The sequence below is a fragment of the Roseovarius sp. THAF8 genome (assembly GCF_009363735.1).
Classification (GTDB): Bacteria; Pseudomonadota; Alphaproteobacteria; order Rhodobacterales; family Rhodobacteraceae; genus Roseovarius.
Genome location: NZ_CP045410.1, coordinates 808,231 through 832,785 on the forward strand (window position 1 = coordinate 808,231; position 24,555 = coordinate 832,785).

The 24,555-nt window shown below is 65.8% G+C and carries 23 protein-coding genes and 1 tRNA gene; 13 read left to right on the plus strand and 11 right to left on the minus strand.

Features of this window, described 5'->3' with window-relative positions; translation table 11 throughout:
• Positions 1 to 42 precede the first annotated feature (42 nt).
• Genes FIU85_RS03940 through FIU85_RS03955 form a run of 4 tightly spaced genes read left to right on the plus strand, consistent with a single transcriptional unit; the run spans position 43 to position 3,978 of the window.
• Positions 43 to 672, plus strand: a complete 630-nt coding sequence (locus FIU85_RS03940) for a paraquat-inducible protein A (protein WP_152491981.1) — start codon at positions 43 to 45, stop codon at positions 670 to 672.
• The gene (locus FIU85_RS03945; RefSeq protein ID WP_172978789.1) at positions 642 to 1,322 is read left to right on the plus strand and encodes a paraquat-inducible protein A; all 681 of its coding nucleotides are present in this window, start codon (positions 642 to 644) and stop codon (positions 1,320 to 1,322) included. The genes FIU85_RS03940 and FIU85_RS03945 overlap by 31 nt, the downstream gene beginning before the upstream one ends.
• A complete protein-coding gene (locus tag FIU85_RS03950; RefSeq protein WP_152495932.1) occupies positions 1,322 to 3,406 on the plus strand; it encodes an MlaD family protein in 2,085 nt (694 codons plus the stop codon). Before FIU85_RS03945 ends, FIU85_RS03950 begins: the two co-directional genes overlap by 1 nt.
• Positions 3,407 to 3,408: 2 nt before the next feature.
• Entirely contained in the window at positions 3,409 to 3,978 is a 570-nt protein-coding gene (locus FIU85_RS03955) for a membrane integrity-associated transporter subunit PqiC (RefSeq protein WP_152491979.1), read from the plus strand.
• Between the two features lie 148 nt (positions 3,979 to 4,126).
• Here FIU85_RS03955 and FIU85_RS03960 read toward each other — a convergent pair.
• Positions 4,127 to 4,202: transfer RNA gene (locus FIU85_RS03960), tRNA-Thr, on the minus strand.
• 139 nt (positions 4,203 to 4,341) lie between these two features.
• On the opposite strand from FIU85_RS03960, the gene FIU85_RS03965 reads away from it, so the two are divergent.
• A complete protein-coding gene (locus FIU85_RS03965) occupies positions 4,342 to 5,217 on the plus strand; it encodes a hypothetical protein (RefSeq protein ID WP_152491978.1) in 876 nt (291 codons plus the stop codon).
• Between the two features lie 69 nt (positions 5,218 to 5,286).
• On the opposite strand, the gene FIU85_RS03970 is transcribed toward FIU85_RS03965, so the two are convergent.
• The gene (locus FIU85_RS03970; protein WP_152491977.1) at positions 5,287 to 5,556 is read right to left on the minus strand and encodes a DUF2312 domain-containing protein; all 270 of its coding nucleotides are present in this window, start codon (positions 5,554 to 5,556) and stop codon (positions 5,287 to 5,289) included.
• A gap of 147 nt (positions 5,557 to 5,703) precedes the next feature.
• On the opposite strand from FIU85_RS03970, the gene FIU85_RS03975 reads away from it, so the two are divergent.
• Positions 5,704 to 5,919 (plus strand): hypothetical protein, encoded by a 216-nt coding sequence (locus tag FIU85_RS03975; RefSeq protein WP_152491976.1) that lies wholly within the window; start codon positions 5,704 to 5,706, stop codon positions 5,917 to 5,919.
• On the opposite strand, the gene FIU85_RS03980 is transcribed toward FIU85_RS03975, so the two are convergent.
• The 7 genes from FIU85_RS03980 to FIU85_RS04010 form a co-directional block, all read right to left on the minus strand.
• A complete protein-coding gene (locus FIU85_RS03980; RefSeq protein ID WP_152495933.1) occupies positions 5,916 to 7,955 on the minus strand; it encodes an enoyl-CoA hydratase/isomerase family protein in 2,040 nt (679 codons plus the stop codon). The two genes, FIU85_RS03975 and FIU85_RS03980, sit on opposite strands and share 4 nt — an antisense overlap.
• 93 nt (positions 7,956 to 8,048) lie before the next feature.
• On the minus strand, positions 8,049 to 8,258 hold the full coding sequence (locus tag FIU85_RS03985) for a hypothetical protein (protein ID WP_152491974.1): 210 nt from the start codon (positions 8,256 to 8,258) through the stop codon (positions 8,049 to 8,051).
• Between the two features lie 311 nt (positions 8,259 to 8,569).
• Positions 8,570 to 9,838 carry a FliM/FliN family flagellar motor switch protein gene (locus FIU85_RS03990; protein ID WP_152491973.1) on the minus strand — a complete coding sequence of 423 codons (1,269 nt, stop codon included), beginning with the start codon at positions 9,836 to 9,838 and terminating at the stop codon, positions 8,570 to 8,572.
• A 170-nt stretch (positions 9,839 to 10,008) separates the two neighbouring features.
• Entirely contained in the window at positions 10,009 to 12,702 is a 2,694-nt protein-coding gene (locus FIU85_RS03995; RefSeq protein ID WP_152495934.1) for a sensor histidine kinase, read from the minus strand.
• A complete protein-coding gene (locus tag FIU85_RS04000; RefSeq protein ID WP_216648890.1) occupies positions 12,703 to 13,002 on the minus strand; it encodes a hypothetical protein in 300 nt (99 codons plus the stop codon).
• Entirely contained in the window at positions 12,999 to 13,367 is a 369-nt protein-coding gene (locus tag FIU85_RS04005; protein ID WP_152491971.1) for a response regulator transcription factor, read from the minus strand. The genes FIU85_RS04000 and FIU85_RS04005 overlap by 4 nt, the downstream gene beginning before the upstream one ends.
• A gap of 83 nt (positions 13,368 to 13,450) precedes the next feature.
• A complete protein-coding gene (locus FIU85_RS04010; RefSeq protein ID WP_152495935.1) occupies positions 13,451 to 14,758 on the minus strand; it encodes a helix-turn-helix domain-containing protein in 1,308 nt (435 codons plus the stop codon).
• A 215-nt stretch (positions 14,759 to 14,973) separates the two neighbouring features.
• Here FIU85_RS04010 and FIU85_RS04015 point away from each other — a divergent pair, with 215 nt between their 5' ends.
• The 6 genes from FIU85_RS04015 (at position 14,974) to acs (ending at position 22,337) form a co-directional block, all read left to right on the plus strand.
• On the plus strand, positions 14,974 to 16,326 hold the full coding sequence (locus FIU85_RS04015; protein ID WP_152495936.1) for a substrate-binding protein: 1,353 nt from the start codon (positions 14,974 to 14,976) through the stop codon (positions 16,324 to 16,326).
• Between the two features lie 134 nt (positions 16,327 to 16,460).
• Positions 16,461 to 17,492: a branched-chain amino acid ABC transporter permease gene (locus tag FIU85_RS04020; protein ID WP_152495937.1), complete on the plus strand. Its 1,032-nt coding sequence runs from the start codon at positions 16,461 to 16,463 to the stop codon at positions 17,490 to 17,492.
• A gap of 3 nt (positions 17,493 to 17,495) precedes the next feature.
• On the plus strand, positions 17,496 to 18,695 hold the full coding sequence (locus FIU85_RS04025; protein ID WP_152491967.1) for a branched-chain amino acid ABC transporter permease: 1,200 nt from the start codon (positions 17,496 to 17,498) through the stop codon (positions 18,693 to 18,695).
• Between the two features lie 12 nt (positions 18,696 to 18,707).
• The gene (locus FIU85_RS04030) at positions 18,708 to 19,463 is read left to right on the plus strand and encodes an ABC transporter ATP-binding protein (protein WP_152491966.1); all 756 of its coding nucleotides are present in this window, start codon (positions 18,708 to 18,710) and stop codon (positions 19,461 to 19,463) included.
• Positions 19,464 to 19,530: 67 nt separating this feature from the next.
• The gene (locus FIU85_RS04035; protein WP_152495938.1) at positions 19,531 to 20,286 is read left to right on the plus strand and encodes an ABC transporter ATP-binding protein; all 756 of its coding nucleotides are present in this window, start codon (positions 19,531 to 19,533) and stop codon (positions 20,284 to 20,286) included.
• A gap of 101 nt (positions 20,287 to 20,387) precedes the next feature.
• A complete protein-coding gene (acs, locus tag FIU85_RS04040) occupies positions 20,388 to 22,337 on the plus strand; it encodes an acetate--CoA ligase (RefSeq protein WP_152495939.1) in 1,950 nt (649 codons plus the stop codon).
• Positions 22,338 to 22,428: 91 nt separating this feature from the next.
• On the opposite strand, the gene FIU85_RS04045 is transcribed toward acs, so the two are convergent.
• Entirely contained in the window at positions 22,429 to 23,310 is an 882-nt protein-coding gene (locus tag FIU85_RS04045) for a DMT family transporter (RefSeq protein ID WP_152495940.1), read from the minus strand.
• A gap of 443 nt (positions 23,311 to 23,753) precedes the next feature.
• Here FIU85_RS04045 and FIU85_RS04050 point away from each other — a divergent pair, with 443 nt between their 5' ends.
• Complete coding sequence (locus FIU85_RS04050; RefSeq protein ID WP_152495941.1) at positions 23,754 to 24,017, plus strand: glycine zipper 2TM domain-containing protein; 264 nt, start codon at positions 23,754 to 23,756, stop codon at positions 24,015 to 24,017.
• 67 nt (positions 24,018 to 24,084) lie between these two features.
• Here FIU85_RS04050 and queF read toward each other — a convergent pair whose 3' ends face one another.
• Positions 24,085 to 24,549: a preQ(1) synthase gene (gene queF / locus FIU85_RS04055; protein ID WP_152495942.1), complete on the minus strand. Its 465-nt coding sequence runs from the start codon at positions 24,547 to 24,549 to the stop codon at positions 24,085 to 24,087.
• Positions 24,550 to 24,555: the final 6 nt, after the last annotated feature.

A 24,555-nucleotide genomic window follows, 5' to 3' on the forward strand; every position in this document is an offset into this window, starting at 1 on the left:
TTGCCGCTTGCAAACCGTGGCAATACACTAATTATCGTGTTGATGCGCGAAACCTCACTCAATCTCGACGAAGTCATCGTCTGCCCGCAATGCGATGCGGCCTACAGCCTGCGCCGGCCCGAAGCTGGCGAGCGGGCCAAATGCGCGCGGTGCGGCACGGCGCTGATCACGCCCCGGCGCAAGGCCGGGCTCCAGATCATCGCGCTGTCGCTCACCGTGGCGATCCTGATCGTCTCGGCGACGGTCTTTCCTTTCCTGACGATCACGGCCGCGGGCACGTCGAACTCGGTCTCGATCTTGGACGCGGCGCTGGCCTTCAGCGACGGCCCCATGATCGCCTTGGCCTTGGCCACCGCGGCACTGATCGTCTTCATCCCGCTGGCGCGGGTTCTGCTGTCGATGTACGTGCTGATCCCAATCGTGCTCGACCGTCCACCGGCGCGGGGCGCGACGCAGGCCTTTCGCCTGTCCGAGGCGATGCGCCCATGGTCCATGGCCGAGATTTTCGCCATCGGCTGCGCTGTGGCCCTGGTCAAGATCACGGACCTGGCCGATGTCGGTTTTGGGCCCGCCTTCTGGATGTTTTGCGCCCTGGTTTTTCTCGTAGTCGTTCAGGATAATTTCCTGTGCAGGTGGTCGGTATGGAACTCGCTGGACAAACCCAAGACATAAAGAGCGCCCGCGAACTGGGCCTCGTCGCCTGCACCCGCTGCACCAAGGTCTGGCCAGCCGGAACCGAGGCCTGCGGCCGGTGCGGCAAGCACCTGCAATCGCGCGACACCGGCAGCCTGCAACGGGTCTGGGCCTTCTGGATCGTCGGTTTCCTGTGTTATATCCCGGCCAACATGTACCCGATGTTGCAAACCCGCACGCTTCTGACCGTGCAGGAGGACACCATCGTCGGCGGCGCGATCGAGCTTTTCCACTACGGGTCTCCCGGTATCGCGCTCATCATCCTGATTGCCAGCGTCGCCATCCCCGTGGCCAAGTTTCTGGCCATCGCCTTTCTGGCCATCTCGGTCCGGCGCGTCTCCAGCATCTCCATGCACCAGCGGCAGCTGCTCTACGAAGTCGTTGAATACATTGGACGCTGGTCGATGATCGACATATTCGTGGTTGCCATCATGTCCTCCTTGGTGCAGTTGAATACATTGGCGGCCATCAATCCGGGTCGCGCCAGTTTGTTTTTTGCACTTTCGGTGATTTTCACGATGCTCTCTGCCCAAGCTTTCGACAGCCGCATGATCTGGGATGTCCAATCCCGCGAAGCGGACGCTCTCGACGACCACACCGGCGCAGACACCACGGACCGGACCGCCTGATGAGTGAGACACCGCCCCCCGTTCAGGTCGATAAACAGAGCAAGCCGCGGCTCAGCCGTGTCTCGATCGTGTGGATCATCCCGCTGCTCGCCATCGTGATCGCCCTTGCCGTCGCCTGGCAGACCTACAGCGAGCGTGGCCCCGTGATCGAGATCGTGTTCGAGAACGGTGCCGGCATCGCCGAGCGCGAAACCGAATTGCGCTATCGCGACGTGGCCGTCGGCATTGTCGAGGAGGTCCGCTTTTCCAAGGACCTCGAGGCGGTCGTGGCCGCCGTGCGCGTCGACAAGGACGTGGCCGACTTCATCGACGTGTCCGCCAGTTTCTGGATCGTCCGCCCCGAGGTTACGGCGCGCGGGGTGACGGGGCTCGATACCGTCCTGTCGGGCGTCTACATCGAGGGCACGTGGGACAGCAAGCCGGGCACGCCTCAGACCCGCTTCGACGGGCTTGCCGACGCGCCGCTCTTCCGGGCCGGCGGCGGTGGCCTCGAGATCGTGCTGCGGACCACGCCCGAGGGAAAGATGACCGATGACAGCCCGATCACATTCCGCGGCATCGAAGTGGGCCGCGTCGGCAAGGCCAGCATCTCGCCACAGGGCAACTACGCCGTGGCCGAGGCCCTGATCTACGAAGAGCACACCCGCCTCATCTCCAGCGCCAGCCGCTTCTGGGAAACCTCGGGCTTTACCTTTTCCGTCGGCCCCCAGGGCGCCGAGATCGACTTTTCCTCGCTCGCCACGCTGGTCAGCGGCGGTCTCACCTTCGACACGTTCGTGTCAGGCGGCGATCCCGTCTCCAACGGCACCGTCTTCGAGGTCTACGCGTCCGAAGCCGAGGCCCGCAACAGCCTCTTCCAGGCCAGCGAGGTCGAGACGTTGGAGGTTCGCGTCGTCTTCGACGAGAACGTGTCCGGCCTCGCCGTCGACGCCCCAGTCGAGATCAATGGGCTCAAGATCGGCGAGGTGCAGAACGTCCTCGGCGTCATCGACGAAGAGCAATTCGGCGACAGCCGCGTGCGCCTCAGTGTCGTGATGGCGATCCAGCCCGCCCGCCTCGGGCTGCAAGGCGATGTCACGCCGGAATCCGCCCGCGCCTTCCTGCAAGAGCGGATCGAAAACGGCCTGCGGGCCCGCCTGACCAATGCCAGCATCCTGACCGGCGGGCTCAAGGTCGACCTCACCCAGGTCGACGACGCCGAACCCGTGACACCCGACACGTCCCAGGCCGGCCTGCTGAACATTCCGACCACGGAAAGCGACATCATCGACGCCGCCGCCACGGTCGAGGGCGTGGTCACCCGCATCAACAACCTGCCGATCGAGGAACTTCTGGGAAGCGCGATCGACTTTCTCGACAGCGCCCAGGCCCTGGTGGCCAACGAGGATCTTCAGGAAACCCCTGGCGAGGTGCGTGCGATCCTGTCCGAGATTCGCGGAATCGTCGCCTCCGAGGAAGTGAAGAACATTCCCGTCGCCCTCAACGCGTCCGCCACCCGGCTCGAGTCGCTGCTGGCGGATATCGAGGAAACCGAACTGACGGAGCGCCTCGTTGCCGCCGTCGATGCCGCCGCGGAGGCCGCCAACGGGGTCAGCACCTCGGTCGAAGGCATCCCCGCCCTCGTCGAACAGATCGAGGCCGTGGCCGCCAAGGCCGAAGCGCTTCCGGTCGAGGAACTGGCCGACCAGCTGACCGAACTGGCCGCCTCGGCCGAGGCCATTCTCGACACCGACGCCGCACGCCAGCTGCCCGCCGACTTGGGCGCGGCCCTGAACGAGATCAACGCCACCCTGGCCGAACTGCGCGAGGGCGGCGCGGTCGAGAACCTGAACGCCACGCTGGGCTCGGCCCGTGACGCCGCCGATGCGGTGGCCACCTCGGCCGAGGACCTGCCGGCATTGGTCGAGCGTCTCGGCAATGTCCTGGATCAGGCCAGCGTGACGATCGCCGGCTACAACAAGGGCGACACGCTCAGCCGCGAGGCCCAGGCCGCCCTGCGGGACATCTCGCAGGCAGCGGATGCCCTGACGTCGCTGGCCCGAATGCTGGAACGCAACCCCAGCGCGCTTATCCGAGGAAGATGACCATGACCCGTATCCGACCCTTCGCCCTTGCCGCCATGACCGCGCTGGCCGCCGCCTGTGGCGGCCCCTCCGCCGATCTTTACCCGGTGGCCGCGCCCCAAGTCGCCGACACGATCCGCATCTCGTTCCGAACGGTCGAGGTGCGCGAGGTGTCGCTGCCCGCCTATGCCGCGGCCGATGAAATCGCGGTCGAGGATGAGGACGGCAAGCTTGTGACCGACGCGAATGTCCGCTGGGCGGACGCACCGGAACGCGCCGTGGCGCTCGAGATCGCGCGCAACCTTGCGCGGCTTTCCGGCGCCCGTGTCGCGTCCGAGCCCTGGCCGTTCGAGGAACTGCCCGACGCGCGCCTCGAAGTGCGCTTCGAAAGCCTGGTGGCGGGGGCCGATGGCAACTTCCGCGGATCGGGTCAGTATTTCGTCGGCGTTCTCGACGGCCGCCGCGAACGCTCGGGCATCTTCGAGCTTGCGGTGCCCTATGATCTCGAGGGCGGCACCCCCGCGCTTGCCCGCGCCCGAGGCCAGCTGGTCCTCGACGTCTCCCGCGTCATCGCCCGCGAAGGCCTGCGATAAAAGCGACTTGACCGACAGACGGCAACCCGATGGCTCGGCCAGGACCGCCAGTTTACAGTGCGCTGGGGGCCGAGGGAAGGTTCGGATGCGAAGGAAACCCGCGTCCTGAAAAGCCTGAAGCGGCCCAAGTCGGTGTTGATCGGGAAAATGGTGCCCCCACACGGACTCGAACCGCGGACCTACTGATTACAAATCAGTTGCTCTACCAGCTGAGCTATAGGGGCACTGACGGTCTGATTACGCATCCCGGGCACGAACCGCAAGACGAAATCTTGCGGTCCCCTGCACGGTGCCGAAAGCGGTTTAACTGCACGCAAAAGCCTCTATATTGCGGCGGCACGCTCATGACCGGAAAGTGACAGAATGCAAGTGGTTATCCACGCCGGGGCGCATATGACGGACGAGGATCGCCTGATCGAGACGTTGATGGCGAACCGCGAGATGCTGGCCGAAATCGGCACCGACGTCCCCGATCCGAAATCCTATCGCAAGCTTTTGCGGGATATCCTCAACACCGTGTCCGATAGAGGACTCACCGCCGAGACGCGCAACGAGGTGCTGGCCGCGGTCGACCACGATCCGGGCACTGACCGGCTCGTCCTGTCGAACCAGGCCTTTTTCGGCACGCCCAAGATGGCCGTGGGCCAAGGCATGTTCTATCCCGCCGCCGAAACGCGGATCGCGGCCTTCCAGGAGATTTTCGCCAACGATCAGCTCGAACTCTTCCTCGGCCTGCGCGATCCCGCGACCCATCTGCCCGCGCTTTTCGCGAAAACGCCGCATGACACGATGGCCGATTTCCTGAACGGCGTGGAGCCTTCGGCATTCCGGTGGTCCGAAACCATCGCGCGCTTCCGGCGCACCTTCCCCGAAATGCCCATCACCGTCTGGTGCAACGAGGACAGCCCCCTGATCTGGTCACAGGTCGTGCGCGAGATGGCGGGGCTCGATCCCCACGCCCAATTCGAAGGCGAATTCGCGCTGCTTCAGGAAATCATGACGTCTGCGGGCATGAAACGGTTCGAGACCTACCTCGCGTCGCATCCCGGCATGACCGAGATTCAGAAGCGCCGGGTCATCTCCGCCTTTCTGGACAAGTTCGTGAAGGACGAAGAGATCGAGGAAGAGCTCGACCTGCCCGGCTGGACGGCGGAACTGGTCGACACCCTGTCCGAGGCCTACGACGAAGACGTCTACGAAATCGAGCGCATCCAGGGCGTCCAGTTCATCGCGCCATAGACGCGGACCGGCGCCGTATCCCGTAGGGTGGGTGCCAACCCACGCATGCCGGCCTGAACGCGGGCCGGCTCACATCCCCAGCGCTTCCTTGTACATCTCCAGGACCGCCTCTTCCTCGGCGATATCGTCCTTGTCGCGCTTGCGCAGCGCGATCACCTTGCGCATCACCTTGGTGTCGTATCCGCGCGCCTTGGCCTCGGCCATCACCTCTTTCTGCTGTTCGGCGATGTCCTTTTTCTCCTGCTCCAGCCGTTCGAAGCGTTCGATGAACTGGCGCAGCTCGTCGGCGGTGACACGATAGCTGCTGTCGGCGCTGCTTTGCGGAATCTGATCGTCCATGACGGCTCTCCAAGGTCCGGGGGATGGCCCCCTGACTACAAGCGCGCCCCCGGCCCCGCAAGCCCGTTTTCGCACCCTGCGCCTTGCGACCCGGGGCGCGATGCGCTACCCGAAACGGCACCGGCAAGACCAACGCGGAGACCCCTGATGGAAATTCTGATCTGGCTCGGAGCCGCAGTCACGCTGGCCGGCCTCGCCCTGCTGGTATGGTGCATCCTGCGCGTGGTCCGCGCCCGCCGCGCGGGCCTGTCCGATGAAGAGCTGCGCGCCGCCCTGCAGCGCATTCTGCCGGTCAACACGGGTGCCTTGTTCCTGTCGGTCATAGGCCTGATGCTGGTAATCCTCGGGATCACCCTTGGCTAGGGCCTGGGGCCGGTGCCGAAGAACCGCCGACCGTACTTGACCATCTCCTCCAGCTCAACGGGCGGTGTCCACAGCGCCGGGGCAAGCGGCATAAGCGCCTTCATGGCCCGTAGGTAGCGCAACAGCCCGTCCGCATCCGCCACCAGGATCGGACCGCCCCGCGTTGCGTCAAACCCATAGCCCCGCACCATGCACAGGTCGATATCCGAGGCGCGCGCAGCGGTCCCGTCCTCCAGCATCCGCCCGGTTTCGGCCAGGATCGCGGCGTGCAGCGCCACGTCCAGAGGCACGTCCGGAAGATCGGGCAGATCGCGCTGCCCCTCGCGCCATGCCCCTACCCAGTCAGCCAGCCCCGGATCGGGCACCAGCACCTGCCCGTGCGATGCGTAAAAGCCTTGGCCGGGCGTCTTGCCGGCGGCTACGGCGTCGGCCCGGGCGTCCAGCAACGCCAGTTCCGGCACGCCGCCGAAGATCCGCCGCAATCGCGCCACGGTCACGCCGATCCCGTCCACCTCGACCAGTTCCAGCGGCCCGCGCGCAAATCCGAACCTGCGCGCCGCCGCCTCGACCGCCTCCGCCGGGGCCCCGGCCCGCATCAGCGCCAGCGCCGCCCGCTGCACCGCCCCCATCAGGCGGTGGCCAAGCATCCCGGGCCGGTCCGCACTGCGTACTACGCAGCGATCGGCCCCGGCAAAATACTGCCTCACCGTCATCACCGCGTCCGGGTCCGCGGTCTCCGGCACCGCGAGTTCGACCAGCGGGCGCACATGCGCGGGGCGATAGGCGCGCAGCGCCAGCACCGGAACCCCCTGCCCCAGTTGCGCCCGGCGCGATGCCGCTCGGTCGCGTCCCGATACAAGGCACCAGACCGCGCCCTTGCGCACCGGATATCCCCCGACATCGCCGCCACCGCCATCCAGGACCAAATCCGCCGCCATCAGGACCGCCGGATCGCCGCCGTGGCTCAGCTGGGCCAGCCGCGCGTCGCGCTCGGCCTCGGTCATGCGCTTGCGCGCCACCGCGCCTTCATAGACCGCCCGCGCGCGTGCCGTCATCGCCTCGCCTGCCGGGCCGGCCGCCAGGATGGCCACGCGCCGGTCGTTGTCCAGCGCATGGACCGCCAGCTCCGGCAACACCGGATCGGACCCCACCAGCACCACTGTCTTGATCTGCCGCGCCGTGCCCTGCTGCGCTTCGAGCCAGACACCGGCCCGCCGTTCCGCGGCGTAAAGATGCCGGGCCGCCCGCGCGTCGGCACGCGTCAGGCGCGCCTCGAAGGTCGCGGCCTCGAGCTGCAGCCCCTGCGCATACGGCAACAGCTGCGCCGCCTCGACGCAGCGGACGATATCGGCTTCGGCGCTGTCGCGCGTGTCGATCCTTGCGGCCACCTCGGTCACGGCCCGGCGATAGGCGGCCGGATCTGAGAATCCCCGCTCTATCTGCCAGACACGCGCGAAATCCGGCGCCTGCGCAAAGCGCCGCGCGATGCTCAGCGCGGCCTCCAGCGGCGCCTCCGTCGTCACCTCTGCGAAAAGTTTGGCCAGCCGTGGCTCTTCCACCGCGACCGACCGTCCCGTCAAAAGGAATTCCAGCGCCGCCTGTGCCCCCAGCAAACGCGGCAGGCGTTGCGTGCTGCCGCCGCTCGGCATCATGCCAAGCCCGACTTCGGGCAAGGCGACGCGGCTTCCCGCCCGCGCGACCCGCGCGTGACACGCCAGCGCCAGCTCGAACGCCGCCCCCAGTGCGCTGCCCTCCAGCGCCGCTATCACCGGCTTGGAATGGGTCTCGATCCGCTGTGTCAGAACGTCAAGCCATGGGGGCGCCAACGGGCCGTCGTATTCCGCCAAGTCGACACCCGAGCTGAACGTGCCCCCGGCTCCGGTCAAAACGACCGCCCGCACCTCTGCATCTTCCGCGGCACGGCTCAGCGCGGCGGCCAGCCCCGCGCGCATCTCGGGAGACAGGGCATTGGCCTCGCCCCGCGCCAGCCGCAGGACGGCGACGCCATCGGCCACCTCATAATTCACTTCGGACACGGCTCTTTGCGCCCCGTGGCAACTTGAAGACTGCCGCCACTAGACAGCGCGGCACCAGCTATATGCAAATGATTTGAGCCACTTGGACGCGGTTCAGACAGGCATATTCTCGAACTGTGCCTCAATCGCCTCATCCAGAAGCGTCTCGTTCAGACGCTGCATCGCGGCGGGCACCGGCTCTCCGGCGTGGCGCATCTGCCCCAGAAGCCCTGCCAGGCGCGGCTGCAGACGGTACCGTTCACCTTCGCTCAGATCCAGAATCTGACGGTGCAATTGCTTGATCTCCTGAGATAACTTTGTCATGGCAACTCCTCCCAGTGGCGGCCTGCCGCGTCCGGTCGACATGACCGCAGGCCTCGCGCCACAACCATAGCATGAACCGTCACCTCAATAGAAGCATGCCGACCCAGGAAAAGCTGGTTTTTCCCGGTTCCGGCTCGATCCCGCTCACGTTTTGGGCGCAGGCGCGCCTGGTCGGGCCGTCCATCGGCCCTCGGCCTCACCCCGCAAGGGGGTCCGGGCCGCGTCCGCCTCTGGGTGCGGCGCCTTGCATCCGGCACGGTCGGCGGGCCTGCGTCCAGACGCAAATCTTCGCCCACACAGCGCCGCGGGTCTCATGTCACCGGCGCGCCAAGGCTCGGTCCGCCCGGCATCGGCAGGTCGTCGTCTTCCCCCTCGACCTCGAACCGCGCAGCGGCGCGGGCCAGCTCTTCCTCGACCAGCGCGTCCAGTGCGCCGTCCTCCTCGCCATGCTCCCCCCGGACATCATCAAGTCCCGGCAACTCCGGCAGGTCGGTCTCACCTTCGTCAAGGTCCGGCAGGTCATCCAGGTCCGGCAGGCCAGGCAGATCGGGCAGATCCGTCAGGTCCGACAATGCGGGCGCGTCCGGATAATCGGGCAGATCCGTCTGATCCGGCGCGGCCGCGCCCTCCCCACTCGATCGACCGCCCGCCTCCTGCATGGCAGAGCCGCCGGACCCATCGCTGCGCTCGGCGACATCATCCCCGGGTTCGGATTTCAGCACCATGCGCACGGCGCGGAACCCGTTGAGCTGCCCCAGCGCCGCAGGCGCCACCTTGTGCCCTTTCGCCCCGATCACCCGCGCGCCGGTCACGGTCTCCGGCGAAAGCTTCAGAAGCGTTCCCGGCGCCCAGCCGCAAATCTCCTTCAACGGCAGGCGCAGCGGGGCCAGGACCGCGTCCAGCATCACCGGCGCGTTCATCGCGTTCTCTTCCAGCTTGCGGGCCAGCGTGGTGCCGTCATTCGTCTCTGCCTCCGGCTCGGGCGGGCGTTCGGGCAGGATCAGTTCCATCACGCCGGTCTTCGCCCCCGGCCCGAAATCCACGTTCAGACGGTAAAGGTCATAGTCCGGCGCCCAGAGCGCCAGCGCCAGGGCACGCCCGTTGTCCAGCCGGTCGCCAAAGCGGAAGCGCGCCGCCCGCGGCATCCGATCGCACGCATCCACCTGGTCGGCATACCCTTCCAGCACCGCGTTCATCAAAGGCTGGACGATCGCCGCATCGGTCGGGGTAAACGGGCGCGGTTTCGCCGCGCCTTGCCGGACCTCCCCCATGAGTTGCACCTCGATCAACGCCATCACGAACTGCAGGTCCAGCTTGATCGCGCCGGGCGGACCATCCAGACCGTCCAGCAGGATCAGCAGGCCGTCCTCGCCGGCGAGGGATTCGATCCCGGTCAGCGCCACGCCTTCATGCTCGACCATCCGCACGACAAGCGACAGTTCGAACTGCGCCGAGGCCGCCTTGGCCAGGGCCAGCCGCAACGCCTTGGACGGCGACATTTCACGCGCGTCGAATTCGTCGCGGGCCACCTTGGCCTTGCGATGGATGACAGATGCACTCTCCGCGGGCTCTGCGCTCATGACCAGTCGCGTTCCTTCCTGTGGTGTCGCGCGTATCGCCGTCATACCGCGCCGGTCAGGTCAGGCCACGCCTGCCGTTCGGGCCCGGTGATCGGCGGAAGCTAAGCGCAAGAAGGTTACGATAGGATTGATATCGGCCCGCAGGCTCCGCGAAAAAATGCGCCGGCCGCCTATTGCGCCGCCTGGGCCGCGGCGCCCTCCGCCAGCGGCAGATAGACCCGGAACGCGCCGCCATCCTGCCCGGGCAGGTATTCGATGCCCCCGCCCAGCCGCGCCATGATCTCGCGGCAGATCGCCAGCCCCAGGCCCGCGCCTCCCGCCTTGGTCTCGCTGACGCGCGCGAACTTCTCGAAGATCGTTCCCTGCTGGTCCGTGGGGATGCCGCTGCCATTGTCGATGAAATCCACCAACAGCGTTCCGTTGCGCTCGGCCACGCGGATGTCCAGCCGCGGGGCTTCGGCATCGCAATATTTCCGCGCGTTCGACATGAGGTTGATGAACACCTGCGCCAGCCGGTCCGTATCGGTGTGCACGCGCACCCGGTCGGCTTCGGCATCGCGGTGCATGACCATGCCGCCCTCGCTCAGGCCCGCCGCCACCGCCGCCCGATCGAGCAAGGGGCCAAGCTCGGCGTCCTCGAGGCTCAGGACGATCTGCGCGTTCTCCAGCACGCTCAGGTCCAGCAGGTCGTCCAGCAGCCGCGTCAGCCGGATCGCCTCGTCATGGATGATCGAGGCATAGCGCCGCTGTTCGGCCTCCGGCATGTCGCCCCCGTCGCGCAGGATTTCCGAAAACGCCCGGATCGACGTCATGGGCGTGCGCAACTCGTGGCTGATCTGGCTCAGGAAAGCGTCCTTCTGCACCGAAATCTGGGTCAGCTTCTCGTTCACCTGCCGCAGCTGCCGCGCGGTCCGGGCCTGTTCCTCGGTCTTCATCTCCAGCTGGCTGGAATATTCCATGATCTGCGCGGTCTCGTCCGCCACCGCCATCAGGTCTTGGACCGACACGCTGGCGCCACCGACGATCTGGCTGATCATCGCATGTGCCGTCGCGGCGCCCACCGAGCCCGCCAATGACCGCTCCAGCCGGCTCAGGAAATCCGGCGTCGGTTCCGGCAGGTAGCCGCCGACCCCCTGCTCGCGCGCGGCCTCGGCGAACAGCGCCTGCGCCTCCTTCGCGCCCATTATCCGCTGCGCCATGATCATCAGGTCCTCGCTCTGCGCCAGCCCCCCGGTCCAGCCGCCCGAGGTGGCGGAATGCTCGAACACGTTGACGAACTGCGCGCCCTGAAGCCGCTCCACCGGCTGCGGGAAACTGACCAGCGACACGACGACGAAAACAACGATGTTCAGCGACAGGCTCCACATGAACGCATGCACCACCGGATCCATGCCGGCGGCCCAGAACAGCGCCTGCGGCCGCAGCCACGACAGCCCCATCATCCCGTCGTCCAGAACCGCTTGCGGCATCACCGCCGACGCGCCGAAGCTGGGCAGGAACAGGCTGTACATCCAGATCGCGAAGCCCACCGACAGCCCGGCCAGCGCCCCGCGCCGGTTGGCCCCGCGCCAGAACAACCCGCCCAGCAGCGCGGGCAGGAACTGCGCCACGCCGACGAACGAGATCAGGCCGATGGCCGCCAGCGCCGTTCCGCCGCCCGACACCCGGAAATAGAGATAGCCCAAGAACAGGATCACGCCGATCGACAACCGCCGCGCGCGGATCGCCACCTGCCGCACGTCGCCCGAAATCACGGCACTTCCGCCGGACATCCACAGCCAGACCGGCATCACCACGTGGTTCGACACCATTGTCGACAGGGCAATCGCGGCCACGATCACCATCGAGGTGGCACTGCTGAACCCCCCCAGGAAGGACAGCACCGCCAGACCTTCCTGCCCGTTCTCCAACGGCAGCGTCAGCACGAATAGGTCCGGGTTGGCACCGACGGGGCTCAGGTCCAGCCCCACCGCCGCGATGGGCACCACGAAAAGGCTCATCAGCATGACGTAGGTCGGAAACGCCCAGGACGCCGTGCGCAGATGCCCCTCGTCCTCGTTTTCCACCACCATCACCTGGAACATCCGTGGCAGGCACATGAACGCCGCCGCCGAGAGCAGCGTCAGCCCCACCCAGCGGCTTCCGGGGACGTCCCAGCGGGCGATGGCGCTCTGGTCGATCCGCGCCAGGGTCTCGTCAACGCCTCCCGCAAGGCCCCAGACCACGAAGATGCCCACCGCCAGCAGCGCGCACAGCTTCACGACCGCCTCCAGCGCGATGGCCATGACCAGACCGTGATGCCGCTCGTTGGCATCGAGGTTGCGCGTCCCGAACAGGATGGTGAAAACCACCAGCCCCACCGCGACCCACAGCGCCGTCGCCGTCTCGCTGATCTCTCCGGTGTGGGTCGGATCGGCGGCGGCGAAGGCCGCAAAGGATATCGTCACCGACTGAAGCTGCAGCGCGATATAGGGTGTCGTGCCGATCACGGCGAGGAGGGTCACGAAGACCGCCAGCGCGTTCGACTTGCCGAACCGGCTGGAAATCAGGTCGGCGATCGAGGTGATCCGCTGGCTGCGCCCCACCCGCACCATCTTGCGCAGGGTCCACCACCAGCCCACCATCACCAATGTCGGCCCCAGGTAGATCGTCAGGTATTCCAGCCCCGACCGCGCGGCGAACCCCACCGCCCCGTAAAACGTCCAGGCGGTGCAGTATATGGACAGCGACAGCGTGTAGACGATGGGCGAGCGCAGCCAGGTCCCCCGGCCCCGCGCGGCGGCGCGGTCGGCGGCGAAGGCCACGCAGAACAGCAGCGCCACGTACAGCAGGCTGACCAGGACAATGACGTTCAGCGCGCCCATTCACCCCTCCCGGGACGGGCGCACCTGGTGTTCGGACGCGGTGCCGGCCCAGGGCGCGTCCGGCGCGTCCGCCGGGGACAGCCGCCGCGAGACGATCCAGCCCAGGCCGATCAGAAGAACCCAGCACAGGAAGATGTAGAACATCACGGCGACCGTGCGTGCGCCCTCGCCCGACTTCCACAGGAGCGGCAGCACGAACATGCCCGCTCCCAGCACCGGCAAGAGCCGGGCCGCATCCATCATCCGGCGCTGGAAATAGGCCCGCCGCGCCAGGAATATCGGTCCGCCGTCACGGCTCATGACGGCACCAGAGCGCGCACCGCGTCCAGGACCTCTGCATTGGAAAAAGGCTTGGTCATGTAGCGGTCCGCGCCAGCGCGCTTCGCCATTTCCACGTCCTTGGCCTGCCCGCGGGCGGACAGCATCAGAACCGGCAGCCGCTCGAACCGCGCCTCGGCGCGGATCTCGGACAGGATGTCGAAGCCGCTCTTGCCCGGCAGCATCACGTCCAGGATCACCACGTCCGGCTCTCTCGCGCGCACCGCCTCCATCGCGTTCTGGCCGTTGGCATGGGTTTTCACCTCCCAGCCGTCGCGCGACAGGATAAAGCTCACGGCCTCGATGATGTTCTGTTCGTCCTCGATCAGAAGCACGGTCTTGCCCATCTAACCGGCCTCCCCTCCGATCAATTTCGTCTCCCGTCCGACGACTATTGCGAAACTCGTGTCGCCTGTCAAAAGGTCATCACTCAGAACGCGTCCCGCAGGACGGACCGCTCACGCCGCGCTGCGCAGCCCGCGATCGGACAGATGCGGCAGGTCACCCCCACCGGCCGCGCCTGCGCCCGGTCCGTCCCCCTTGGTTCGGGAAGGATCAGCATGTAGGCCCGCATCAACGGCGGGGAGGCAAAGCTGGCAGGCACCGTCTCCTCGGCCACGGCCATCGCGCGCACGCGCAGGTCGCCCTGCAGAAGCGCCGCCTGCACCGGGCGCCCGGGCTGGCCCAGTACCTCGTAAAGAGGCCATAGCGCACAGCCCGCCCCGCTGCGCGGCGTGGTGAATCCCATGACCGTCTTGCGCAGGATCAACGCGCCCGCCCCGTCGACCACGATCAGGCCCACGGGCCCGACCATGTCCTCCGGCAGCGTGGCCAAGCGGCGGAAGACCTGCGCCAGGCTTTTGCCTGTGGCACGCGCAATCGCGTCCGGTGCCAGGCCATGCGCGTCCAGCGCGGTCTGCATGTCGTCGCGCGGCAAGGCGCGAGCGTCCTCCAGGTACTGCGTCAGCGCTGCGCGCGACAGGGCCTGCGCGGCGCGGTTCTCGACCTGCGCCAGCATCGACTCGATCCGCGACTCGGCGCCCCATCCCTCGAGCTGCGGAAAGTGAAACCCGTGCCGTTCCAGAAACGCGTGCATCTCGTCCTGCGGCGAGGTCACTTCCGCCCCGGCCTCGGGCGCGGCCTCCAGGTAGCGCATCAGCGCCTCGGCCCCCTCGGCCAGGCGCGCACCGTCCTCGTTGATGTTGCGGTGAAAGCGCATCTGCCATTCCGGCTCCAGTTCGCGCGTCTCCGCCAGGATCGACGCGGTCGAGCGGATGGATGTCACCGCCGAAATGACCTCGTGCAGCGTGGCCGACAATTCCGGGTCATGCGCCAGCCGCTCGCTCAGTGCCTTGACGGTTCTCTCCAGCGCATCGCGTTTCCGGCCCAGGTCGGCCAGCCGCCCGGCCCAGCCCGGAAACCGCCCGACGAATTCCTCGATCCGGTCCAGTTCGGGCGCGTCATGTCCCAGATCCTCCTCGGCCTCGGCGTCCCCCGCCGCCTCCTGCAAGGCCGCCAGGAGTTCGGACTCCACGCCCTCGGTCAGTGTCGCCGGTTCCACGCCCAGCGCCTCGGCGATCTGCAACAGCGTGCGACCTCCGATTCGACGCCGGTTGTGCTCGATCAGGTTGAGATAGCTGGGCGATATTCCGGCCGCCTCGGCCAGCTCGGCCTGCTTCAGCCCGGCCACCAGCCGCCGCTGCCTGATGCGTGTTCCAGCCATCCCCGGCTCGGCCATGTCCGATTCCTCTTTAATTCAATCGCTTCCGCGACGACTGAAAAGTAATTTACAGATTTCTGCGCTGCGTTGAAGATTTTATTTACAAAAAAAGTGTTTGGCCAAAGGCGCTTGTTGAACGGTTTTCACCCCCCTTCAATAATGCCAACAGCACGTTTGTGCGTCCGGCCGGGCCTGAGGAGCCCCGGCCGCGAAAAACTCAAGGGAGGGATTCAATGTCCAAAACTGACCTCACGCGTCGTGGCCTGCTGAAGACCAGCGCCATCGCGGGCGCCGGCGTCGCACTGCCGACCATCTTCACGGCAAGCTCCGCCGCGGCCTTCACCAACGAACCCACCGGCGATACCGTCACGCTGGGCTTCAACGTACCGCAATCCGGCCCCTATGCCGACGAGGGCGCCGACGAGCTGCGCGCCTACGAACTGGCGGTCGAGCACCTGAACGGCGGCGGCGACGGCGGCATGATGAGCACCTTTTCGTCCGATGCGCTGCAAGGCAACGGCATCCTGGGCAAGAAAGTCGAATACGTCACCGGCGACACCCAGACCAAGGCCGACGCGGCCCGCGCCTCGGCCAAGTCGATGATCGAGAAAGACGGCGCCGTCATGGTGACCGGCGGCTCGTCCTCGGGCGTGGCCGTGGCCGTACAGGCGCTCTGCCAGGAGGCCGGCATCATCTTCATGGCGGGCCTCACCCACTCCAACGACACCACCGGCAAGGACCGCAAGGCCAACGGCTTCCGCCACTTCTTTAACTCCTACATGTCGGGCGCCGCGCTGGCGCCGGTGCTGGCCGCCAACTACGGCACCGATCGCAAGGCCTATCACCTGACCGCCGACTACAACTGGGGCTACACCACCGAGGAAGCCGTGCGCGCCTCGACCGAGGCCATGGGCTGGGAAACCGTCGCCGCGGTGAAGACGCCGCTGACCCAGACGGACTTTTCGTCCTACATCGCGCCGGTCCTGCAATCGGGCGCCGACGTGCTGGTGCTGAACCACTACGGCGGGAACATGGTGAACTCGCTGACCAACGCGGTTCAGTTCGGCCTGCGTGAAAAGCAGGTGAACGGCAAGAACTTCGAAATCGTCGTTCCGCTCTACAGCCGCCTGATGGCCAAAGGCGCCGGCGCCAACGTGAAGGGCATCTTCGGCTCCACCAACTGGCACTGGTCGCTGCAGGACGAAGGCTCCAAGGCGTTCGTCAAATCCTTCGGCACCAAATACGGCTTCCCGCCGTCCCAGGCCGCGCATACCTGCTACGTCCAGGCGATGCTCTATGCCGATGCCGTGGAACGCGCCGGGTCGTTCAACCCCTGCGCCGTGGCCGAGGCCTTGGAAGGCTTCGAATTCGACGGCATGGGCAACGGCAAGACGCTCTACCGCGCCGAAGACCACCAGTGCTTCAAGGACGTGCTGGTCGTGCGCGGGAAAGAGAACCCTGAAAGCGAATTCGACCTGCTCGAAATCGTCGAGGTGACCCCGGTCGACCAGGTGACCTATGCCCCCGACCACCCGCAGATGGGCGGCGCAGAGGCATCCCTGGGCGAATGCAACCCGGGCGCCTGATCGCACGGATGTGACCTGACAACATCCGACGCGGGCGCGCCTGCCGCGCCCGTGTCCACCAGCAAGCCGGACCACGCGCCCCGCGCGCGTCCGTGACCATAACCGGCATCTCTGCAAATCCGAGGGGCACTTCGATGGAAGCCATCATCCTGCAAGTTCTCAATGGCCTGGACAAAGGCTCGGCCTATGCGCTGATCGCGCTCGGCCTGACGCTGATCTTCGGCACGTTGGGCGTCGTGAACTTCGCGCATGGCGCGCTGTTCATGATCGGTGCGTTCTGCGCCGTCACGCTGAGCCGTATTCTCACGCTCTCCCGTACCGTCGTCGACGAAACGCAAACCGACTTTCTCGGCAACCCGCTCGAGGTGCAGGTGCCATATGTGTACGACTGGTTCGGCCAGGCCACGGGGGACGCCATCATCGACTGGGCCGTGCCGCTGTCGATCCTCTTCGCCATTCCGGTGATGATGTTGATCGGCGTGATCATGGAACGCGGGCTGATCAAGCATTTCTACAACCGGCCCCATGCCGACCAGATCCTGGTGACTTTCGGCCTCGCCATCGTCCTTCAGGAAATCATCAAGTTCTACTACGGCGCCAACCCGATCCCGACGCCGGCGCCCGACGCCTTCCGCGGATCGTTCGATTTCGGCGCGATGCTGGGGCTCGACCCCAACGTGGTGATCTACCCCTACTGGCGCATCATCTACTTTGCCTTCGCGGCCCTCATCATCGGCGCGGTCTTCGCCTTCCTGCAATTCACCACCTTCGGGATGGTGGTTCGCGCCGGCATGGCCGACCGGGAAACCGTGCAGCTTCTGGGCATCAACATCGACCGCCGCTTCACCATCATGTTCGGCCTCGCCGCCGCGGTGGCGGGCCTCGCGGGCGTCATGTACACCCCGATCAACTCGCCGAACTACCACATGGGCATGGACTTCCTCGTGCTCAGCTTCGTGGTGGTCGTGGTCGGCGGCATGGGCTCGCTCCCGGGCGCCGTGCTGGCCGGGTTCCTTCTGGGCATCCTGGAAAGCTTCGCCTCCATGCGCGAAGTGCTCGAGGTCCTGCCCGGCATCAACCAGATCATCATCTACCTGGTTGCCATCATCATTCTGCTGACACGTCCGCGTGGCCTGATGGGTCGCAAGGGCGTCATGGAGGACTAAGCCATGCTCGGTCTCGACAAGAAAGACTTCCGCCTGCTGCTGATCGTCGTGGCGATCACCCTGCTGGCCCCCTTCATCCTGAACCCGTTCCCCGAGAACTCGGGCATGGCACAGTTCAACGCGGGCTATCCCGACCTGATGCAGCGCTTCGTGATCTACGGGATCTTCGCTATCGGCTTCAACATCCTCTTCGGCCTCACCGGATATCTCTCCTTCGGCCACGCTGCCTTTCTTGGCGTCGGCTCCTACGCCGCGATCTGGATGATGAAGCTGGTCACGTTGAACGTGATCCCGGCCATCATCCTCGGCGTGATCATCGCAGGCCTCTTCGCGCTGGCCGTGGGCTATATCTCGCTGCGGCGCTCGGGAATCTACTTCTCGATCCTGACGCTCGCCTTCGCCCAGATGTCCTATGCCCTGGCCTACTCGGTGCTGACACCAATCACCGGCGGCGAAACCGGGCTTCAGATCAAGTCCACCGACAGCCCGCTCTTGTCGAACTTGGAGCCGGGCGAGATCGGCCGCGCCAACCTTTTCGGCATGGACATGCGCGCGGGCTTTGACCTGTCCTTCGGCGACTGGCTCTTTACCATCAACGCGGGCTACTACATCGCGGCGGTCTTCATGATCATCGCCTTTTATCTCTCGATCCGCATCTTCCGCTCGCCCTTCGGCACCATGCTGCGCGCGGTGAAATCCAACCAGACCCGGATGTACTATACCGGCCTCAACGCCCGCCCCTACACGCTCGCGGCCTTCGTGATCTCGGGCATGTATGCCGGTCTCGCCGGCGGCCTTCTTGTGGCGATGGACACGCAGGCCGGCCCGGAACGCATGTTCTGGACCGCGAGCGGCGAGGTCGTCCTGATGACCATCCTCGGCGGCGCGGGCACCCTCATCGGCCCCGTCCTCGGGTCGGGCGCGATCAAGTACATGGAAAACATCCTGTCGAAGATCAACAAGGACATCCTGCACGAATGGTTCGCCTTCATGCCCGACGGGCTCGAGGATTTCGTCATCACCATCGTCTACCCCTTTATCGGCAAGGGCTGGCACCTGACGCTCGGCCTGATCTTCATGGCCGTGGTCATCTTCCTGCCCGGCGGGCTTGTCGAGGGCGGGCAACGCATCGGCCGTCTGCTCCGTGGCAAGAAAGCAAACCCGGACGACGAAAAAGCCACCCAATCCACACCGGCCGAATAAGGAGCGACGACAATGGGTATTCTTGAAGTCAAGAACGTCAACAAACGCTTCGGCGGCCTGCAGGCTCTGGGTGACGTGAACCTGTCAGTGGCGGAAAACACCTGCCACGCCATCATCGGCCCCAACGGGGCGGGCAAGTCGACCCTGCTCAACTGCCTGATCGGCAAGCTCATCCCGGATACCGGCTCGGTCATGTTCGACGGCCAGTCGGTGCTGGGCCGCAAGGCCTACCAGATCAACCAGATGGGCATTTCCCGCGTGTTCCAGACACCCGAGATCTTCGGCGACCTCACGGTGCTGGAAAACATGATGATCCCGATCTTCGCGCGCCGCGACGGGGCCTTCCGGATGCACGCGCTGGAAAGCACGATGGACGAAAAGCACATCGTCGAACAGGCCGAGGACATGCTGGAAAGCCTCAATCTCGCGGATGCCCGCCACGATCACGCGGCGGCCATGTCGCGCGGCAACAAGCGGCGTCTGGAAATCGGCATGTGCCTCGCGCAGAACCCGCGCCTGCTGTTGCTGGACGAACCGACGGCCGGCATGGCCCGGGCCGACACCAACAACACGATCGACCTGCTGAAGCAGATCAAGCAAGAGCGCGACATCACCATCTGCATCATCGAGCACGACATGCACGTGGTGTTCTCGCTCGCCGAACGCATCACCGTCCTGGCCCAGGGCACGCCCCTGGTCGAGGACACGCCGGACAAGATCAAGGGCCACCCCAAGGTCCGCGAAGCCTATCTCGGCGAAAGCGCCTGACCGCCCCGCCGATTGCGCAGCAACCCATGAGGTCCCGGATCAGGTCCGGGACGGGAGGACCCCAAAAATGAACGTCAAACCCGACTTTTCCAAACACCGCAACCACGCCGAAACCGCGCCGGCCTTCCTGTCGGTCTGGGGGATGCAGGCCTATTACGGCGAAAGCTACATCGTCCAGGACATTTCCTTCAACGTCCACGAGGGCGAGATCCTGGCGCTTCTGGGCCGCAACGGCGCGGGCAAGACCACCACGCTGCGCGCCATCGCCCGGATGGACAATCCGCAACTCGCGCATGGCGAAATCTGGCTCGACCATCAGCCGTTGCACAACATGAAATCTGCGCAGGCGGCCACCTGCGGCATCGGCCTCGTTCCCGAGGACCGCTGCATCATCCCCGGCCTCACGGTCGAGGAAAACCTGCAACTGGCCCAGATCACCCCGCCCATCGGCTGGTCCATCGACCGCCTTTACGAGCTTTTCCCGCGCCTCAAGGAACGCCGCCGCCAGGAAGGCGTGACGCTTTCGGGCGGTGAACAACAGATGCTCGCCGTCGCCCGCGCGCTGGCGCGGGACATCAAGGTGCTGCTGCTGGATGAACCCTACGAGGGCCTCGCCCCCGTCATCGTCGACGAGATCGAAAAGACCCTGCGCATCATCAAGGAACAGGGCATCACCACGATCCTCGTCGAACAGAACGCGGTCCGCGCCCTTGAACTCGCCGATCGCTGCATCATCCTCGATACGGGTGGCATCGCCTTCGACGGAACCGCGTCCGAAGTGCTGGAAAACGAAAGTCTTCGCGCCGAGTATCTGGCCATCTGACGCCAACCTCCCTAGGCTGCCACCAGGAGGATGCCCGCCCCGCCGCGATTTCGCCGCCGGGGCGGGCCTGCAAGACATTCAAGACCACCGAGGGAGGAATCATGTCCGATAAAACCTATGCCCCCAGCGCCGATTTCACGGCGAATGCCCATGTCGACGCGGCCAAGTACGACGAGATGTATGCGGCCTCGATCACCGACCCCGAGGCGTTCTGGGGCGAGCAGGGCAAGCGCATCGACTGGATCAAGCCCTATTCCAGGATCAAGGATGTCGATTACACCTACGGTCAGGTCTCGATCAAGTGGTTCGAGGACGGCACGCTCAACGTCGCCGCCAACTGCATCGACCGCCACCTGGCCGAGCGCGCCGACCAGACCGCCATCATCTGGGAACCCGACGATCCCAATGACGCCGCCCAGCACATCACCTACCGCCAGCTCCATGCGGAGACCTGCCGCATGGCCAACGTGTTGAAAAACCTCGGCGTCGGCCGCGGCGACCGCGTCGTGCTCTACCTGCCGATGATCCCCGAGGCAGCCTATGCCATGCTCGCCTGTGCGCGCATCGGCGCCATCCATTCCATCGTCTTCGCCGGCTTTTCCCCCGACGCCCTCGGCGCGCGCGTCAACGGCTGCGACGCCAAGCTCGTCATCACCGCCGACACCGCCCCCCGCGGCGGACGCGTCACCAAGCTCAAGGACAACGTCAACCAGGCGCTCCTGCACGACACCACCGACGTCAAGTGCCTCGTGGTCAAGCGCACCGGCGATCCCATCGCCTGGCGCCGCGACCTTGACTTCTGGCTGCACGAAGAGGCCGAAAAGGTCGAGGACACTTGCGAGCCCGAGGAAATGAACGCCGAGGATCCGCTCTTCATCCTCTACACCTCCGGCTCCACCGGCCAGCCCAAGGGCGTCGTGCACACCACCGGCGGCTATCTCGTCTACGCCGCCATGACGCACGAGATCACCTTCGATTACCACGAGGGCGACGTCTACTGGTGCACCGCCGATGTGGGCTGGGTCACCGGCCACAGCTACATCGTTTATGGCCCGCTCGCCAACGGCGCCACCACCCTGATGTTCGAGGGCGTGCCGACCTACCCCGACGCCTCCCGCTTCTGGCAGGTCTGCGAAAAGCACAAGGTGAACCAGTTCTACACCGCCCCCACCGCCATCCGCGCCCTGATGGGCCAGGGCGACGAGTACGTCTCCAAGTGCGATCTTTCCGACCTCAAGGTCCTGGGCACCGTGGGCGAGCCGATCAACCCCGAGGCCTGGAGCTGGTACCACACCGTCGTCGGCAAGGAACGCTGCCCCATCGTCGACACCTGGTGGCAGACCGAGACGGGCGGGCACCTCATGACCCCCCTGCCCGGCGCCCATGCCACCAAGCCGGGGGCGGCGATGAAGCCCTTCTTCGGGCTGAAGTTCGAGGTGCTCGATCCTGAATCGGGCAAGACGGTGGAGGGCAACCCCGCCGAGGGCGTGCTCTGCATCGCCGACAGCTGGCCGGGCCAGATGCGCACCGTCTGGGGCGACCACGAGCGCTTCATGAACACCTATTTCCAGCAGTACAAGGGCTATTACTTCACCGGCGACGGCTGCCGCCGGGACGAGGACGGCGACTACTGGATCACCGGCCGCGTCGACGACGTGATCAACGTCTCGGGCCACCGCATGGGCACGGCCGAGGTCGAATCCGCCCTCGTCGCCCACGCCAAGGTCTCCGAAGCCGCCGTGGTGGGCTACCCGCATGACATCAAGGGCCAGGGCATCTACTGCTACGTCACGCTGATGTCCGGCGAGGAACCCACCGACGAACTGCGCAAGGAACTGCAGGACTGGGTCCGCCAGGAAATCGGCCCCATCGCCAAGCCGGACCTGATCCAGTGGGCCCCCGGCCTGCCGAAAACCCGCTCCGGCAAGATCATGCGCCGCATCCTGCGCAAGATCGCCGAGGACGACTACGGCTCGCTCGGCGACACCTCGACCCTAGCAGACCCAGACGTCGTCGACGACCTCATCGACAACAGAATGAACAAAAGCTGACCTCGCAGGGTGGGCCTCCTGCCCACCTCACCGCGACAAGGGGGCCGGTGCCACAGGCGCCGGCTCAATTCGTTCCGCTCCCCCGTTCGTTTCAGCGCGCCGCCTTCCGCGTGGCCAGCAGAACCCCCGTTCCCGCCAGCGCCATGCCGCCCCAGGCCACGGGCGGCATCACCTCGCCCAGCATGACCCACGCGATCACCGCGGCCAGCGGCGGCACAAGGAAGAAAAGCGCCGACACCTTGGCCACGTCGCCCACCCGGATCATCGCCAGCAAAAGCCCCACCGCCACCAGCGAATTACCCACCACCAGGTAAAAGAGCACGCCCACGAACGGCCAGCTCCAGTCGATCGACAGATCCTCCTGCAACGCCAGCAAGGGCAATATTCCCACCAGCCCGGCGGCATAGCCCACGAGGTTCGAGGTGACTGGGTGGTGCTGCAACCCGAACCGCTTTTCCCACAGCGATGCGGTGACGATCCCCGCCAACCCGATGATCGCAAAGACAAAGCCCATCACGCTCGGCGGCTCCAGCGTCGAGCGCGCGCCGATCACCACCGCCGCGCCGATCAATCCCAGGATCAGCCCGCACCACTGTTTCCAACCGACGCGCTCGCCCGTCCAGCGCGGCGCGATCAGCCCCACAGCGATCGGCTGCAACGTCATCAACAGCGCCACCGTGCCCGCCGCCACACCCGCCTCCAGCGCGTAATACGTCATTCCGAAATAGACCGACTGGATCAGCAGGCCGACGATGGCCAGGTGACCCCATTCCGCCCGGGTTTTGGGCAAGGGCGGGCGCAGCGCCGCCCACAGCACCGCCATCGCCGCCACCACCAGCGCGAACCGCATCGCCAGGATGACCATCGGCGCGGCATAGCCAAGACCGACCTTGGCCACGCCATAGCCGCCCGACCACAGACAAAGAAAGATGACCGGCGCGAGCCGCAGCCAGATCGGGCGGTCGGGTGACATAAGGGGACGGGTCCTTCGGGTTGATCCACCGTCCGTTATGAGCCGTAAGCGCCCCGAGCAACAGCCTTTTCTGCCCGCACTCGACCGCCCGAACCGGCCGGTCGCCCCGCCCGGCCCGCCGATTGACGAGACCCGGTCGCAATCAGGCAAGACAGCACACGCTGTTAAAGGGGCGTCTTCAAAGCCATCCGCTCCGAAAACTGCTGTCCGCCGCAATCAGCGCCGATGCGTGGCTCTTCATCGTCGGCTCGGGGCTTTGGACCAACGGCAAAGGACTCCGGGCGACGCAACGTCGCGACGACCCCGCGTTGAGGGGCTAAAGCGTATTTCCGCCGACCGCCGTCCCGATTATGCAGATTCACGCGGATGAAAATCATGTGATCTGACTTGGAACAAGATTGCCTCTAGCTCGTTAAGGGTACAGCAAAAAGAAAGAGGACCTCATGAAAACCAAGATTACAGCCCTTGTGACCGCAGCCGCCCTGACAGTGACGGCCTGCGACAACTTGACCGACGAAGAGCAAGGCGCGCTGATCGGCGCCGGTGCCGGCGCCATCGCGGCACAGGCATTTGACGCCAACGCCGGCTGGACCGTGGTTACCGCTGCAGCTGGTGCCGCCGCCGGCGCGCTCATTGCCCGCAACCAGCGCACCAACCAGTGCGCCTATGCGGACGGCCGTGGCGGCTACGTGACGCGCCCCTGCTGAGCGCCAGAAAATTCTACGAATTTTCTCGCCCCACATTCTTCGGACGAAGAATGTGGGGTTTCTCGTTTCAACCCCGTCCGCGATAGGGCGGCACGCCCTGATCCGGCACCCAGACCCCCTGCGGCATCTCGCCGGTCTGCCAGAAGACGTCGATCGGAATCCCCCCGCGCGGATACCAGTACCCTCCGATCCGCAGCCATTGCGGCTCCAGGAACGCCATCAGCCGTCGCGCGATCGAGATGGTGCAATCCTCGTGGAACGCGCCGTGATTGCGAAAGCTTGTCAGGTAAAGCTTCAGCGACTTGCTTTCCACCAGCCACCGCCCCGGCACGTAATCAATGACCAGGTGCGCGAAATCCGGCTGCCCGGTCATCGGGCAGAGCGAAGTGAACTCCGGCGCGGTGAACCGCACGTTATAGGCCACGTCGGCCTGCGGGTTCTCGACGCGCTCCAGCTCGGCCTCCTCCGGGCTTTGCGGCACTTTCGTCTCACCGCCCAACTGTTTGAGATTCTTGTAGATATCTTCCGCCATTCCGTC